This is a genomic window from Catellatospora sp. NPDC049111 (assembly GCF_040648615.1).
GTDB lineage: Bacteria > Actinomycetota > Actinomycetes > Mycobacteriales > Micromonosporaceae > Catellatospora > Catellatospora aurea.
The window spans coordinates 1-14,501 of record NZ_JBEZEB010000001.1 but is presented as its reverse complement, the minus strand read 5'-3'; the positions used below and the strand labels follow the sequence as shown (position 1 = coordinate 14,501).

Here is a 14,501-nt window from a genome sequence, read left to right as displayed (position 1 = left end):
GCGCGTGATCGGGCGGTTGTCCCCAACCGCCCGGTTGTCCACAGGCGCGCCCCGCTGCCCGTCGCGAGGCGCCCCGCCTGTCGGGCACGCTGCCGCCGTGAGAACGACCATCGCGCCCACCGTGGCGCTCCTGCTGCTGGCCGTCGCCGCCCTCCCGTCCGCTCCCGCCGCCCGAATCGCCGGGAATCGGCCTGGCGGTCCGGGCACGACCCGGCCACACACCACGCTCGCTCGCCTGCCCACCGAGTCGCCGGTGTCGGCCGAACGACCGGTGTCGGCCGAACGACCGGTACCGGCCGGGCTGCGAGCGCCGGGGCTGCGAATGCGGGCCGAGCCGCGAGTGCTGGAGCCGCGAGTGCTGGAGCCGCGAGTGCTGGAGCCGCGAGTGCTGGAGCCGCGAGCGCCGGCCGGATGGCGGTGGCCGTTGGCCGGCACGCCGCGCCTGGTTCGCGGATTCGATCCGCCGCCGCAGCCGTGGCTGCCGGGCCATCGCGGCGTCGACCTGGCGGCGTCACCGGGCACCCCGGTCCTGGCCGCCGGCGGTGGGACCGTCGTCTACGCGGGGGTGCTGGCCGGACGCGGCGTCGTCAGCGTCGACCATCCCGGCGGCCTGCGCACGACGTACGAGCCCGTGGACGCGCTGGTCGAAGCCGGTGACGTCGTCGCCGCCGGGAGCGCGATCGGGCTGCTGGCCGCAGGTCACCCCGGTTGCTCCGCGTCCGCCTGCCTGCACTGGGGACTGCGGCGCGGGGCCGTCTACCTCGACCCGCTGGCCGTGCTGGGTCTGGCCCGGGTGCGCCTGCTGCCCGGCGGCGGCCCGGCTCGGCCCGCACCTGGTGACCGCCCGGCGAGATCCCGCCGGACGCCGGTCGCGTGAAGATCGCCGTTTCCGGTCAGAACCTGCGGTCAGACCCGAGCTTTTGACCGGAAACAGCGATCTCTAGGACCGTCACCTGCGGCGGATGCGGAGGCCGGCGAGGTTTGCCGGGACTGGTCCGGCCGCCGCCCGCCCAACCCGCTCACCTGTGCGCTCTGCCGAAGGCGGCCGGCGAGGCGCTCGCGGGAGGCCGGCGGGTCAGCCGCGCAGCAGGCCCGGCAGGCCCGCGGCGAGCCGCTCGTAGTCGGCGGCGGTGTTGTAGATCTGGGCGCTGATCCGCAGGAAAGCGCGGTCGCGCCACCACATCACGTTCGGTTCGGCGCCGAGTTCGACGCTGATCCGGGTGCGCAGCGCGGCCGTCTCCGTGAGGTCGCGCACGGCGCCCGCGGGCAGCGGCAGCAGCCGCATGGGCACCTCCGGGCCCGGGTCGGGCAGCGCGTCCGGGTCCAGGCCGAGCGCCTCGCCGATCACCCGCTGGCCGTACGCGGCGAGCGCGACGTTGTGCCGCTGGATCGTGTCGAAGCCGTAGCGGCCGAACACGTCCAGCCCGACCGGCGCGGCCAGCCAGGGGCTGTGGTCGAGGGTGCCCTGCTGCTCCAGGAACAGCGGGAAGCCGTCCGGCTGGGAGTGCGACACGACCAGCGGCACCATCCGCTTCCGCCAGGCCGGGGCGACCTGGAGCAGCGCGCTGCCCGGCGGCGCGTACGCCCACTTGTGCAGGTTGCCCACCCAGAAGTCGGCGTCCAGGCCAGCCAGCGGGCGGTCCAGCATGCCGGGCGCGTGTGCGCCGTCCACCAGCAGCGGCACGCCGCGTCCGCGCAGCGCGGCAGCGATCTTGTGCACCGGGTGCCGCTGCGCGGTGGCCGAGGACACCTGGTCGACGATGACGAGCCGGGTGCGCGGGCCGACCCGGTCGAGCACCGCGGCGACCGTGTCGGTCACGGACGCGCCCAGCTCGACCGGGGCGGTCACCACGCGTACGCCGTGCCGCCGCCGCTGCTCGTCCACGGCCAGCTCGACGGCGTGGTAGCCGTGGTCGGTGACCACGATCTCGTCGCCCGCGCCGGGCGCGACCGCCGCCAGCACCATCGCGGTGCCCGTGGTGGCGTTCGCGACGAACGCGGTGCCCGCGGGGTCCGCCCCGCAGAACACCGCCGTGACCTCGCGGGCCGCGGCGACCCGCTGCCACAGCCCCGACGTGACGAACCTGGTCGGATTCGCGTCGTGCTCGTCGATCAGCCGCTGCCGGGCCTCGCGGACCGGCAGCGGGACCGCGCCGAACGAGCCGTGGTTGACATGGGCGACCGCCGGGTCGAGCGCGAACAGCTCGCGGGCTCCGTCCAGCGGGGTGGGGGGATCACCGATCATGTACCCGGAGTCTAGGCCTTCCGCCGGTCCGGCAGGGGTCTGGCGTAACCGCCGCCGTGCTCGCGCAGATGGCCTCGCAGCACCAGGGACGGCAGGATCGCCAGCGCGCCGCGCAGGGACACCCCTGCGTCGGCGGCGATCTGCTCGGCGTACGCCCCGCCGCGCCGGGGCACCGCGTCCACCAGCTGCTTCTCCATCGGATCGAGCAGGTCCTGCGGCCGCGCCGCGCCTCGGGGCACCGGGGCCAGCTCGCCGATGCCGCCCACCTCCTCCAGCACCTGCTCCACCGTGGAGACCAGCCGCACCGGCTCGTGCGGCTCGCGGCGCAGCTCCTCGTGGCAGCCGACCGACAGCTCCGAGGTGACCGGGCCCGGCACCGCCATCGCGGCGCGCCTGAGCTGCCGGGCGCGGCGCAGGGTCTGCCGGGCGCCGCTGCGGGCGGCCGCCTCGACCAGCACGGTGCCCCGCGACAGCGCGGCGATGACCCGGTTGCGCACCAGGAAGCGCACCTTGAACGGGGCCGTCCCGGGCGGCCACTCGCTGATCAGCAGACCCTCCTCGGCGATCTGGTCGAACAGGTTGCTGTTGCTCTGCGGGTACGGCCGGTCCACGCCGCAGGCCAGCACCGCCACGGTGAGCCCGCCCGCGGCCAGCGCGGCCCGGTGCGCCACCGCGTCGATGCCGTACGCGCCGCCGGACACCACCGTCCAGCCCCGGTCGGCCAGCCCGTAGCCCAGTTCTGTCGCCGCGTGCGTGCCGTAGACCGTGTTGGCCCGCGCGCCGACCATGGCCACGGACCGCTCGACCGCGTCGTCGAGCCGGTGCGGCCCACGCAGCCACAGGCAGTGCGGCGGGTACGTATCCCGGTCGATCGTGTTGGGGCCGTCGATGCTGATGTGCCGCAGGTCGGCCAGCCGGGCGGGCCACTCGCCGGACTCCGGCGTGAGCACCCGCACGCCCAGCCGCTCGGCGCGTTCCCGGAGCCGTTCGGCGAGCTCCGTGTGCGGCCGGCCGTTCAGGCGCAGCCCCGCCGCCTCGGCCAGCGGGCCGCTCTCGTGTCCCGCGGCGAGCCGGTCCAGCGCCTCCACCGGGCCGTACGCGGCGACCAGCTCGTACAGGCGGCGGCTGCCCGGCTCGACCAGGCTGCCGAGCACCAGCCGGGCGTCGCGGACCGCCCGCTCGTCGGCGGAGTCGGCGGGGATGTCGACGATGTTCACGGTTTACCTCCGTCACGCAGGGTCAGAGCAGTGTTGATCTCGGCTTTGCCGGGCCGGTCCAGCCCGGTCAGGTCGCTCAGCGTCCAGGCCAGGCGGAGCACCTTGTCGTGGCCCCGGGCAGACATCGCGCCGGTGTCCAGCCGCCGGCGCAATTCCCGGGTCACGTCGTCGGGCAGCCGCCAGCGGCGCTGCCGCAGCACGGTGCCCGGCACCTCGCCGTTGCACCGAGCGTCCAGCCCGGCCCAGCGTGCGGCGGCCGTCTCCCGAGCCGCGGCCACGCGCTGCGCCACCACCGGCGAGGACTCCCTGGCCGTCGCGTCGGTGAACAGGTGGGCCGCCTTCAGCGGCGGCAGTTCCAGCTGGATGTCTATGCGGTCCAGCAGCGGCCCGGAGATGCGCCCCAGGTAACGCCGCCGCACCTGGGGCGTGCAGGCGCACGCGGCATCACCGGTGGGCCGCGCGCACGGGCACGGGTTGGCCGCCAGCACCACCTGCACCTGCGCCGGGTAAACCACGACCCCGCGCGAGCGGCCCAGCGTGACCGTCCCGTCCTCCAGCGGCTGGCGCAGCGTGTCCAGCGCCTGCCGGGTGAACTCGGGAGCCTCGTCGAGGAACAGCACGCCCCGGTGCGCCAGCGACAGCGCGCCGGGTCGGGCCAGCCCGCTACCGCCGCCGACCAGCGCCGGAACCGACGCGGTGTGGTGGGGTGCCTGGTAGGGCGGGCGACGCAGCAGCGGCTCGCCGGGCGAGAGCACCCCGGCGATCGAGTGCAGTGCGGTGACCTCCAGGGAGGCCGCGTCGTCCAACCGCGGCAGCAGCGAGGGCAGCCGCTGCGCCAGCATGGTCTTGCCCGCGCCGGGCGGCCCGAACAGCGCCAGGTGGTGCCCGCCCGCGGCGGCCACCTCCAGGCCGAGCCGGCCCATCTCCTGTCCGGCGACGTCGGCCAGGTCGGGCTGCGGCCCGCCCGGCTGGGGCAGTGCCTCCGGCGGCTCGATCAGGGCGCACTGGCCGCGCAGGAAGCCGATCACCCGGCCCAGGGTGTCCGCGGCCAGCACCCGCATCCCGGGCACGAGCGCCGCCTCGGCGGCGTTGCCGACCGGCACGATCGCCTTCGCGATGCCCTGGCGCGCGGCGGCGGCCGCCATCGGCAGCACCCCGCGCACCGGGCGCACCGAGCCGTCCAGGCCCAGCTCGCCGAGCACCAGCACGCCGTCGAGCCCGGCCAGCGGCAGCGTGCCGGTGCCCCCGAGGATCGACAGGGCGATCGGCAAGTCGAAAGCCGAGCCCCGTTTGCGCAGGTCGGCCGGATCGAGGTTGACGGCGATGCGCCGCTGGGGCCAGGGCTCACCGGAATTCACGATCGCCGCGCGCACCCGCTCGCGAGCCTCGTTGAGCGCGGAATCGGGCAGCCCGCTCAGCACCACCACCGGAAGCCCCGCGGCCAGATCGGCCTCGACCCGCACGATGTGCCCGGTGACCCCCTCCAGCGCGGCACACAGCACCATCGCGTAGCTCATCGAGCACCTCCGCTTCGCTGCGGTTCTCGATGTGTCCTGAGCCCGCCGGTCCGAGAACCTCCGATCAGCTCGCCCATGTCAGAACGCGCCGCGGATGTGGTCGACGACAGGGTCGGCGTCGCGTGGGGCGTACACGCTGACCACGTCGAAGCGGACCTCGCTGGGGCGTACGCCGCTGATGGCCAGCCACTGCGCGGCCAGTTGCCGCAGCCGGCGGACCTTGGCGCGGGCGACCGCCTCGGCGGGTGTGCCGTATGTCGCACCGCGGCGGGTCTTCACCTCGCAGAACACCACCGCGTCGCCGTCGCGGGCCACGATGTCGATCTCACCGGCCGCGCCGCGCCAGTTGCGGTCGAGCAGCACCATGCCCGCCGCCAGCAGATGGGCCGTGGCCAGGCGTTCTCCCCAGGCACCGAGGGCCTGTGTCACCTTCGTCATGAGCGCCGAGCGAACACGTGGATCGGCCGGATCGCCACGGCCGCAACGGGGCCGGCTGTGGACGGGGCGTCGCTTGTGGACATCCGCCTGATCATGTTGTTGATCTGTTAAGGCGGCCGCTCGTTGGCGTGAAGCTGAAATCTGCTCTACGGTGGGCGGCCGTGGACGGACATGACGATTTCGCCGAGTGGCCCAGCCCCTTCCGGGAGCAGCGGGGCGGCCGGGACGACCGGCGCGCACCGGACCAGTACGCATACGACTTCGACGGCGACTCCCGGGTGCCGGCCCCCCGCTCCGGCGACAGCCGCTACGCCTCGCTCGCCGAGCTGAGCAGCGGGCCGGGCGCCGGCCGCGACGACCGCGACTGGGACCGTGGCGGCGACCGCTACCAGGCCGACGCGGACTTCGCACCGCGCGGTCAGCGGTCCGGCCCGGCGATGCCGCCCGCCGACCCCGACTTCGCCCCGCGCGGGTCCCGCTCGGGCGCGCCGCTGCCCCCGCCGGACCCGGACTTCGCGCCGCGCGGCCAGCGCCCGGCCGAGCCGATGCCGGACATCGACTTCGCCCCGCGCAGCCCCCGCGAGCGCGGACCGGTCCCGCCGCCCGCGCTCGGCGGCCAGCCGATGGGCAACCCGGACCCGATCCAGCAGCCGACCTCGACCGTTGACGCGGCCGCGGTGCGCCGCTCGGTGGCCGATTCCGACGGGATCTACCGCAGCAAGCGGCCGGCCCTGCTGGTGGCCTTCTGGGCGCTGGCCGGGCTCGGCGAGCTGCTGATGCTGCGCCCGCTGCTGGCGGGCATGTTCAAGACCGAGGCCGGGCTCGCGCTGGCACCGCTGCTGGCGATGACCGCGTTCCCGTTCCTGGCGCTCGGCCTGTACGCGCTGACCACGGGCGCGGCCACCGCGGTGCAGTTCCAGGGCCCCCGGGTCTGGCTGCGTACGCCGCTGGCCTACCTGCTCGTGGGCGCGGCGCTGATGCTGGCCGCGGCGACCGCCTCCTAGGGGTTCGTCCGGCGTTCACGGTGTCCCGGGCGAGAGTGACCCGGGGCACCGCGTACACTGGGTTATCGCGACCACTTCACGTGGTCGACTTCGCGCGCCCTCCCGCCTGTAGGACAGGCTGGGCGGCGGCCTCCCTGGTCCCCGTTCGCGGGGTTCCACCATGGCCGACGATCGGGCGCCAGGCGGCGGCCACCGGCCGCCGGTTCAACCAGGGAAACGCACGGGCCCCTGGCCCGTGCCGAGAAGATTGGCCTGCACATGGCTGTTGTCAGCATGCGCCAGCTGCTGGAGAGCGGCGTTCACTTCGGTCACCAGACCCGCCGCTGGAACCCGAAGATGAAGCGCTTCATCTTCACCGAGCGCAACGGCATCTACATCATCGACCTGCGCCAGACCCTCGACTACATCGAGAAGGCGTACGCGTTCGTCCGCAACACCGTGGCCGAGGGCGGCACCGTGCTGTTCGTCGGCACGAAGAAGCAGGCCCAGGAGGCCGTGGCCGAGCAGGCCGCGCGCGTGGGCATGCCCTACGTCAACCACCGCTGGCTGGGCGGCATGCTCACCAACTTCCAGACGGTGTACAAGCGGCTGCAGCGGATGAAGGAGCTGGAGTCGATCGACCTGACCGGCACCGCCGCGGGGTACACCAAGAAGGAGACCCTGCAGCTGTCGCGTGAGAAGACCAAGCTCACCAAGACCCTCGGCGGTCTGCGGGACATGCAGAAGCTCCCGGCCGCGGTCTGGATCGTGGACACCAAGAAGGAGCACATCGCCGTCGACGAGGCCCGCAAGCTGGGCATCCCGGTGATCGCGATCCTGGACACGAACTGCGACCCGGACGAGGTCGACTTCCCGATCCCGGGCAACGACGACGCGATCCGCTCGGCCGAGCTGCTGACCAAGGTCATCGCGACCGCGGTCGCCGACGGTCTGATCGCCCGCTCGGGCAAGGCCGCGCGCGGCGGCGACGTGAAGCCGGAGCCCGGCACCGTCGCGGCCGACGAGCCGCTGGCCGAGTGGGAGCAGGAGCTGCTGACCGGCGACAAGCCGGCCACCGAGGCTGCTGCCGCGCCCGCCGCTGAGTGACCCGCTGTCACACGGTGCGGGTCCCGGACCCGCACCGTGTGGTACGACTTGCGAAGTCTTCTACCAAAGAGGGAACTGATGTCCACTATTTCCGCTGCAGACGTCAAGCGGCTCCGTGAGCTGACCGGCTCCGGCATGATGGACTGCAAGAAGGCGCTCGAGGAGGCCGAGGGCGACTTCGACAAGGCCGTGGAGATCCTGCGCGTCAAGGGCGCCAAGGATGTCGGCAAGCGCGCCGGCCGCTCCACCGCCAACGGTCTGGTCGCCCACAAGGGCAACGCGATCCTCGAGCTGAACTGCGAGACGGACTTCGTCGCCAAGAACGACGCGTTCATCGCGCTCGCCGACCAGCTGGTCGCGCACGTCGCCGAGACCAAGCCGGCCGACGTGGAGGCGCTGCTGGCGTCGAAGATCGGTGACGGCACCGTCGCCGACCTGATGCAGGACCAGTCGGCGAAGATCGGCGAGAAGCTGGTCATCGGCCGCTTCGCGGTGCTCGAGGGCGCGGTCGCGGTGTACATGCACCGCAAGAGCGCCGACCTGCCGCCGCAGGTGGGTGTCGCGGTCCAGTACAGCGGCAAGTCCGACGAGGCCGGCGCGGACGACGCCCGCTCCGTCGCGATGCAGATCGCGGCCATGCGGCCGAAGTTCGTCACCCGTGACGAGGTGCCGGCCGACGTCGTCGAGTCCGAGCGCCGCATCGCCGAGCAGACCGCTCGCGAGGAGGGCAAGCCCGAGGCCGCCCTGCCGAAGATCATCGAGGGCCGGGTGAACTCGTTCTTCAAGGACTTCGTCCTGATCGAGCAGCCGTCGGTCACCGACCAGAAGAAGACGGTGAAGCAGGTGCTGGCCGAGGCCGGCATCGAGGTCACCCGCTTCGCGCGGTTCGAGGTCGGCCAGGCCTGAGCCGCCCCGAGCGGAACGTACTGAAGGAGGGAGGTCGCTGGTGGCAGCCAACGGCCTCCCTTTTCCATACCGTCTGCGGGGTCGCCGACGGTGAGACGAAAGGTCGCTGATGTCCGGACACCAGTTCAATCGGGTCGTGCTGAAGCTCTCCGGCGAGGTCTTCGGCGGTGGTGAGGTAGGCGTCGATCCGGACGTCGTGGCCGGGGTCGCCCGCCAGATCGCCACCGTGGTGCGCCGCGGCGTGCAGGTCGCCGTCGTCGTCGGTGGAGGAAACTTCTTCCGCGGCGCCGAGTTGCAGAAGCGCGGCATGGACCGTGCCCGCGCCGACTACATGGGCATGCTCGGCACGGTGATGAACTGCCTGGCGCTGCAGGACTTCCTGGAGAAGGAGGGCATCGAGACGCGGGTGCAGACCGCGATCACGATGGCCCAGGTCGCGGAGCAGTACATCCCGCTGCGCGCCATCCGGCACCTGGAGAAGGGCCGCGTGGTGATCTTCGGTGGCGGCGCGGGCATGCCGTACTTCACCACCGACACCGTCTCGGCCCAGCGCGCGCTGGAGATCCACGCTGACGTGGTGCTGATGAGCAAGAACGGCGTGGACGCGGTCTACACCGCCGACCCGCGCACCAACCCCGACGCGGTGCGGATCGACCAGATCACGTTCAGCGAGGTGCTGCGGCAGAACATCCGGGTGGCCGACGCCGCCGCGTTCAGCCTCTGCGCCGACAATGGCCTGCCGATGCTGGTCTTCGGCGCGGAGGGCGACGACACCATCGTCCGCGCCGTCAGCGGCGACAAGATCGGCACCCTGATCACCGCCTCCTGACCCATGCCTTTCCACCCGCCCGTCCGTGCCCACGGGTTCGGACGGGCGGGGTGGGACGCCTCGCGCAGGGACGGACGTGACGGGCGGTACCCTATGGCCGCGTGGCGGACCGGTTCCGGACGTGGGGACGGTACGCGCAGCGGACACGTCCACGCGGGGTCGGACGTGATGCGAGCATGACGCCGCCGTCAGGCGGATGATCGAAGACAGAGCACAGCACGGAGTCAGTGCCCGGCGACCAGGTGCGCCGCGGGACGGCCCACAGGCCGCCGCGCCGCCAACGGTCGGACGCGGCACACGATCAGAGACGGAGAAGCCCGTGATCGACGACACCCTCCTCGAGGCCGAGGAGAAGATGGACCGGGCGGTCGACCACGCGAAGGAGGAGTTCGCGGCGATCCGCACGGGCCGTGCCAACGCGGCGATGTTCTCCAAGATCTTGATCGACTACTACGGCACGCCCACCCCGCTGCCGCAGATGGCTTCGATCGGCGTGCCCGAGCCGCGCATGGTGATCATCAAGCCGTACGACGCGTCCCAGCTGGGCGCCATGGAGCGCGCGATCCGCGACTCGGACCTGGGCGTCAACCCGGGCAACGAGGGCACCCAGCTGCGCATCGTCGTGCCGCCGATGACCGAGGAGCGCCGCCGCGACATGACCAAGGTCGCCCGCGGCAAGGGCGAGGACGCCAAGGTCGCCATCCGCAACGTGCGCCGCAAGGCCAAGGAGGAGCTCGACCGCATCGTCAAGGACGGCGAGGCGGGCGAGGACGACGGGCGCCGGGCGGAGAAGGAGCTCGACGACCTGACCGCCAAGTACGTGGCGCACATCGACGAGCTCATCAAGCACAAGGAAGTCGAGCTGCTCGAAGTCTGATGAGCGAACCATACGACACGGACCCTCACCGGTCCGGCGCTTCCCGGGCGCGGCAGCCCTACGATGCCGCGCCCGACGCGTATGACGACCCCTCCGACAGCCCCGCCGACGAGCCGGCCACGGCCGCCAAGGACTACGGGCGGGCCGGGCGCAACGTGCCCGTCTCCATCCTGGTCGCCGTCGGTCTGCTGCTGGTCATCCTGACGCCGCTGTTCTTCTTCAAGCCGCTGTTCCTGGTGATCCTGGTGGCTGCGGCCGGCCTGGGCGTCTGGGAGATGGCCCGCGCCCTGCGCACCTCCGGGGCCCGGCCGCCGCTGATCCCGCTGCTCGGCGGCGGGGTGGCGATGATGTGCCTGGCCTGGTTCTCCGGCGTCGACGCGCTCAGCATCGGCCTGCTGATCACCGTGCTGGCCACCATGGTGTGGCGGATGGGTGACGGCCCGGCGGGCTACCAGCGCGACATCGGCGCCGCCGCGCTGATCATGGTGTACGTCCCGTTCCTGCTCAGCTTCGCCGCCCCGCTGACCACCCCCGAGGACGGCAAGTGGCGGATCGTGGCGACGCTGGCCGCGGTCGTGCTCTCCGACACCGGCGGTTTCGTGGCGGGTGTGCTGTTCGGCAAACATCCGATGGCCCCGACGATCAGCCCGAAGAAGTCCTGGGAGGGCTTCGCCGGCTCGATCGTCGCCACCGGTGCGGGCAGCGCGGCGATCCTGTGGGCACTGCTGGACGTCGCGCCCTGGAAGGGCGTGCTGTTCGGCATGGTGGTGTCCGTCGCGGCGGTGCTCGGCGACCTGGCCGAGTCGCTGCTCAAGCGCGACCTCGGCATCAAGGACATGAGCAACATCCTGCCCGGTCACGGCGGCATCATGGACCGGCTGGACTCGATCGTCTTCGCCGTGCCGACCGCGTACCTGTTGCTGTCCGTGCTCGCCCCCGTGGCGTGAGGTGAGACACAGCGGGTGGCGCAGGCAGGCGTCGGGCCACTCCGAGCAGCACTGTTGGCACCATCGAGGGCTGTCGCCCTCGTGTGAACGTGGGACACTGGACCAGTCATGACGAGCCTTCCGCTGATTTCCGTTACCGATGGTGACGGTGCCACTGCGCGCCGCGCCTCCATGCCCCCGCGACACCTGGCCGACCTGGATCTCGCCGGTAGGCGCAGCGCCGTGTCCGACCTTGGTGAACAGGCCTTCCGTGCCACGCAGCTGTCGACGCACTACTTCGGGCGGCTGGAGCGCGACCCGGCGGGCATGACCGACATCCCGGCGGCGGCGCGCGAGCGCCTGTCCGAGCGGCTGCTGCCCAAACTGCTGACCCCGGTCCGCGAGCTGGCCTGCGACGACGGCGCCACCCGCAAGGCGCTGTGGCGGCTGCACGACGGCTCCATGGTCGAGAGCGTGCTGATGGGCTATGGCGACCGGGTCACGGTCTGCATCTCCAGCCAGGCCGGCTGCGGCATGGCGTGCCCGTTCTGCGCCACCGGCCAGGCGGGGCTGACCCGCAACCTGTCCACCGCCGAGATCGTCGACCAGGTGGTCTACCTGGCCGGGGTCGCGCAGTCGGGCGTGATGGGCGGCGAACCGCGCCGGCTGAGCAACGTGGTCTTCATGGGCATGGGCGAGCCGCTGGCCAACTACAGCCGGGTCATCGCCGCGGTGCGGCGTCTCACCAGCCCGGCTCCGGAGGGCCTGGGCCTGTCCCAGCGGCACGTGACGGTCTCCACGGTGGGTCTGGTCCCGGCGATGCGCAAGCTCGCGGAGGAAGACCTCTCCGTGACTCTTGCGCTCTCGCTGCACGCGCCCGATGATGACCTTCGCGACGAACTCGTGCCGGTGAACCAGCGGTGGAAGGTCGCCGAAGTGCTCGACGCCGCGTGGGCGTACGCCGCTCGCACGGGCCGCCGGGTCAGCATCGAGTACGCCATGATCAGGGACGTGAACGACCAGCCGTGGCGGGCCGACCTGCTGGGTCGCCTGCTTGCGGGGCGGCTGGCGCACGTCAATCTCATCCCGCTCAACCCCACGCCCGGCAGCAAGTGGGATGCCAGTCCCAAGCCGGTCGAGCGGGAGTTCGTCCGGAGGTTGCGCGCGGCCGGAGTGGCCACTACGGTGCGTGACACCCGGGGACGCGAGATTGACGGCGCATGTGGACAGTTGGCTGCGAGCGAGGTTGAGGGATGAGCGAGCGCTGCGAGCGAATCATGAAACCTTCGACTCATGGCTGCGTGCGAGCGCAGCGAGGAGAAGACATGAGCGGCATAAACAGGATTGAGGTTCCGGCGTGAGCTCGCATGGTCAGCGGTTCCGCCGCCGGGCGGTCCGTCGCGGTTACAAGGTCGACGAGGTGGACACGTTCCTCGACCGGGTGGAGGCGACGCTCAACGGCGCCCCCGTCGGCCCCGAGGTGAGGTCGCAGGAGGTCCGGGACGTCGTGTTCCGGGTGCGCTTCGGCGGCTACGACGAGTGGCAGGTCGACCTGCACCTCGACCGGGTCGAGCGCCAGCTCGCCGAGCTGGAGGAGCGGCCGGCCGCCCCGGGTCGCGGCGCTGAGCTGCGCGCCGGCCTGGGCGCTCCGACCCCCGCCCCCGCTCCCGCGCCCGTGCCGGACCGGATGGGTCCGCCGCCCCCGCCGCTGCCGACCCGCACCCCGGCGGCCAACGCGCCGACCGGCGCCCTGCCGCGCTACGAGCAGCCGCGCTTCGACGAGCAGCCCTCGTACGCGGGCCAGCCCGGGATGGGCCCCAACACCGGTGGCCAGGTCCCGGTGGTTCCGCCCGGCCCGCAGGGCAGCTTCGACGGCTTCGGCGGCGGCCACGGCCGGGCTGACATGACCAGCGAGATCCGGATGGAGCGGCCGCAGCCGCCACGCATGCCGGAGCCGCCGCGCAACGAGCCGCCCCGCGTCGACCCGTACGGGCCCAGCAGCGGTTTCGGCTCGGTGACCGCGCAGCAGCCGGTATACGGCGGCGCGCCCCAGCGCAGCTACGACAACGACGCCACGAACACGTTCGGCGCGGTGCCGCCCGCCTCGGCGAACCCGTCCACGTACGGTGGCGGCGGCGGTTTCGCGCCCCCGCCGCCCCCGCCCCCGGCGGCGCCCGCGGGCCCGGCCTACACGGGCGAGCTGGCCCGGGTGGACCAGCTGCGGCGCACGTTCCAGCTGCGCCGGTTCGGCAGCGGCTACGACCCGCAGCAGGTCGACCGGCTCTTCGAGACCGTTCTGGGCTCGCTGTCCGGCCGCACCGGCGGCACGGTCACCGAGGGTGAGCTCGACCCGGGCCGGCTCGGTCTGGTCCCCGGCGGCTACTACGAGGCCGAGGTCGAGCAGGCGCTGCGCGAGGTGCGCGACATCGTCGCGCGCCGCTGACCGCGGAAAGCACGAAGGCCCCGGCTGCGACCCTGGAGACAGGGCGCGGCCGGGGCCGTTTCAGTCCAGCTAGTCGCGCAGGCCGTTGCGGCGCAGCACGATGTCGATGATCATGATCGCGGCGAGGATGCCGGCGATGCTGATCAGCCAGATCGACTCGACGTTGCCCTCGTGGTTGCCGAACAGCATCAGCAGCAGCGCGACGATGACCACGGTCCCGGCGATCCGGGCGGCCTTCACCGGGGTGGGAGCGTGCTGGTCGGGCGAGGTTACCGGCTCTTCTGCGGCCACGATCAGGTCCTTCTCTCTCGACTCCAGGCCTCCGCCGACGGAGTGCGTCGCGGTGGCGGCAATACAGTCTGGCATGTCGTGATCCAGTGCTCGGGGGGAGTCCGCCATCCCGCGGCCGAGGTGGCGGTGGGCAGGCCCGCCGGAGCGCTCAGGTAGCGTCTATCAGGTCGGCTCACTCGGCGAGAAGGGAAACGGGAAGTGCGGATCACCGGTACGGGGCACGCCAGCATGCGGATCGACACGGCGGCGGGTTCGATCCTGTGCGATCCGTGGGTGAACCCGGCGTACTTCGCCTCGTGGTTCCCGTTCCCGGACAACTCGCAGCTCGACTGGGAGCACCTCGGCGACGTCGACTACCTGTACGTCTCGCACCTGCACCGGGACCACTTCGACGCGGCGCACCTGAAGCGCTTCGTGTCGAAGAAGGCGACCGTGCTGCTGCCGGAGTACCCGACCTCGCAGCTGGAGGACGAGCTGCGGGCGCTGGGCTTCACGAAGTTCTTCAAGACGGTGTCGGACGAGGTGCACGAACTCGACGGCGGCCTGAAGGTCATGATCCAGGCGCTGATCTCGCCGACCGACGGCCCGATCGGCGACTCGTCGCTGTGGGTCGAGCACGACGGCGTACGCGTGCTCAACCAGAACGACGCCCGCCCCACCGACCTGATCCGCTTCACCGAGCTGGGCCACGTGCACGCGCACATGCTGCAGTTCTCCGGCGC

Annotated in this window: 14 protein-coding genes and 1 pseudogene; 10 read left to right on the top strand and 5 right to left on the bottom strand. The window is 72.5% G+C overall.

What is annotated here, in order from left to right; all coding sequences use genetic code 11:
• The first annotated feature begins 97 nt into the window (after positions 1 to 97).
• Positions 98 to 877: a M23 family metallopeptidase gene (locus AB0B66_RS00075; RefSeq protein ID WP_360520373.1), complete on the top strand. Its 780-nt coding sequence runs from the start codon at positions 98 to 100 to the stop codon at positions 875 to 877.
• A 198-nt stretch (positions 878 to 1,075) separates the two neighbouring features.
• Here AB0B66_RS00075 and AB0B66_RS00070 read toward each other — a convergent pair whose 3' ends face one another.
• The 4 genes from AB0B66_RS00070 to AB0B66_RS00055 all read right to left on the bottom strand — a co-directional run bounded on the left by AB0B66_RS00070 (position 1,076) and on the right by AB0B66_RS00055 (position 5,417).
• Positions 1,076 to 2,245, bottom strand: coding sequence for an aminotransferase class V-fold PLP-dependent enzyme (locus AB0B66_RS00070; RefSeq protein ID WP_360520370.1), 1,170 nt, complete (start codon positions 2,243 to 2,245; stop codon positions 1,076 to 1,078).
• Positions 2,246 to 2,256: 11 nt separating this feature from the next.
• Positions 2,257 to 3,462, bottom strand: a complete 1,206-nt coding sequence (gene dprA, locus AB0B66_RS00065) for a DNA-processing protein DprA (RefSeq protein WP_360520367.1) — start codon at positions 3,460 to 3,462, stop codon at positions 2,257 to 2,259.
• Complete coding sequence (locus tag AB0B66_RS00060) at positions 3,459 to 4,979, bottom strand: YifB family Mg chelatase-like AAA ATPase (RefSeq protein ID WP_360520364.1); 1,521 nt, start codon at positions 4,977 to 4,979, stop codon at positions 3,459 to 3,461. The genes dprA and AB0B66_RS00060 overlap by 4 nt, the downstream gene beginning before the upstream one ends.
• A gap of 78 nt (positions 4,980 to 5,057) precedes the next feature.
• Positions 5,058 to 5,417, bottom strand: a complete 360-nt coding sequence (locus AB0B66_RS00055; protein ID WP_360520361.1) for a YraN family protein — start codon at positions 5,415 to 5,417, stop codon at positions 5,058 to 5,060.
• 161 nt (positions 5,418 to 5,578) lie between these two features.
• On the opposite strand from AB0B66_RS00055, the gene AB0B66_RS00050 reads away from it, so the two are divergent.
• From AB0B66_RS00050 to AB0B66_RS00015, 8 genes and pseudogenes are all read left to right on the top strand, one after another.
• On the top strand, positions 5,579 to 6,421 hold the full coding sequence (locus AB0B66_RS00050) for a hypothetical protein (protein WP_360520358.1): 843 nt from the start codon (positions 5,579 to 5,581) through the stop codon (positions 6,419 to 6,421).
• Positions 6,422 to 6,679: 258 nt separating this feature from the next.
• Positions 6,680 to 7,507, top strand: a complete 828-nt coding sequence (gene rpsB, locus AB0B66_RS00045; RefSeq protein ID WP_360520355.1) for a 30S ribosomal protein S2 — start codon at positions 6,680 to 6,682, stop codon at positions 7,505 to 7,507.
• 78 nt (positions 7,508 to 7,585) lie between these two features.
• A complete protein-coding gene (gene tsf / locus AB0B66_RS00040) occupies positions 7,586 to 8,413 on the top strand; it encodes a translation elongation factor Ts (protein WP_360520352.1) in 828 nt (275 codons plus the stop codon).
• 109 nt (positions 8,414 to 8,522) lie between these two features.
• Positions 8,523 to 9,242: a UMP kinase gene (pyrH, locus tag AB0B66_RS00035; RefSeq protein WP_120318522.1), complete on the top strand. Its 720-nt coding sequence runs from the start codon at positions 8,523 to 8,525 to the stop codon at positions 9,240 to 9,242.
• A 319-nt stretch (positions 9,243 to 9,561) separates the two neighbouring features.
• Positions 9,562 to 10,119 (top strand): ribosome recycling factor, encoded by a 558-nt coding sequence (gene frr / locus AB0B66_RS00030; protein WP_360520349.1) that lies wholly within the window; start codon positions 9,562 to 9,564, stop codon positions 10,117 to 10,119.
• A gap of 137 nt (positions 10,120 to 10,256) precedes the next feature.
• Positions 10,257 to 11,066 (top strand): annotated as a pseudogene (locus tag AB0B66_RS00025) (phosphatidate cytidylyltransferase); the annotation flags it as partial.
• A gap of 108 nt (positions 11,067 to 11,174) precedes the next feature.
• Entirely contained in the window at positions 11,175 to 12,302 is a 1,128-nt protein-coding gene (rlmN, locus tag AB0B66_RS00020; RefSeq protein ID WP_360520346.1) for a 23S rRNA (adenine(2503)-C(2))-methyltransferase RlmN, read from the top strand.
• Positions 12,303 to 12,402: 100 nt separating this feature from the next.
• Positions 12,403 to 13,488 (top strand): DivIVA domain-containing protein, encoded by a 1,086-nt coding sequence (locus AB0B66_RS00015; protein ID WP_360520343.1) that lies wholly within the window; start codon positions 12,403 to 12,405, stop codon positions 13,486 to 13,488.
• Positions 13,489 to 13,557: 69 nt separating this feature from the next.
• Here the strand turns inward: AB0B66_RS00015 and AB0B66_RS00010 are convergent, their stop codons facing one another.
• Positions 13,558 to 13,779, bottom strand: a complete 222-nt coding sequence (locus AB0B66_RS00010; protein WP_360521687.1) for a DUF2631 domain-containing protein — start codon at positions 13,777 to 13,779, stop codon at positions 13,558 to 13,560.
• Between the two features lie 198 nt (positions 13,780 to 13,977).
• Here AB0B66_RS00010 and AB0B66_RS00005 point away from each other — a divergent pair.
• On the top strand, positions 13,978 to 14,501 hold a 524-nt coding region (locus tag AB0B66_RS00005; protein WP_360520340.1), incomplete at its 3' end, for an MBL fold metallo-hydrolase.

What these genes read in the sequence shown, in the direction of transcription:
- AB0B66_RS00070 (WP_360520370.1), bottom strand. Translation starts at nt 2,245, where the DNA reads ATGATCGGTGATCCCCCCACCCCGCTGGACGGAGCCCGCGAGCTGTTC.
- AB0B66_RS00060 (WP_360520364.1), bottom strand. Translation starts at nt 4,979, where the DNA reads ATGAGCTACGCGATGGTGCTGTGTGCCGCGCTGGAGGGGGTCACCGGG.
- AB0B66_RS00055 (WP_360520361.1), bottom strand. Translation starts at nt 5,417, where the DNA reads ATGACGAAGGTGACACAGGCCCTCGGTGCCTGGGGAGAACGCCTGGCC.
- rpsB (WP_360520355.1), top strand. Translation starts at nt 6,680, where the DNA reads ATGGCTGTTGTCAGCATGCGCCAGCTGCTGGAGAGCGGCGTTCACTTC.
- tsf (WP_360520352.1), top strand. Translation starts at nt 7,586, where the DNA reads ATGTCCACTATTTCCGCTGCAGACGTCAAGCGGCTCCGTGAGCTGACC.
- pyrH (WP_120318522.1), top strand. Translation starts at nt 8,523, where the DNA reads ATGTCCGGACACCAGTTCAATCGGGTCGTGCTGAAGCTCTCCGGCGAG.
- rlmN (WP_360520346.1), top strand. Translation starts at nt 11,175, where the DNA reads ATGACGAGCCTTCCGCTGATTTCCGTTACCGATGGTGACGGTGCCACT.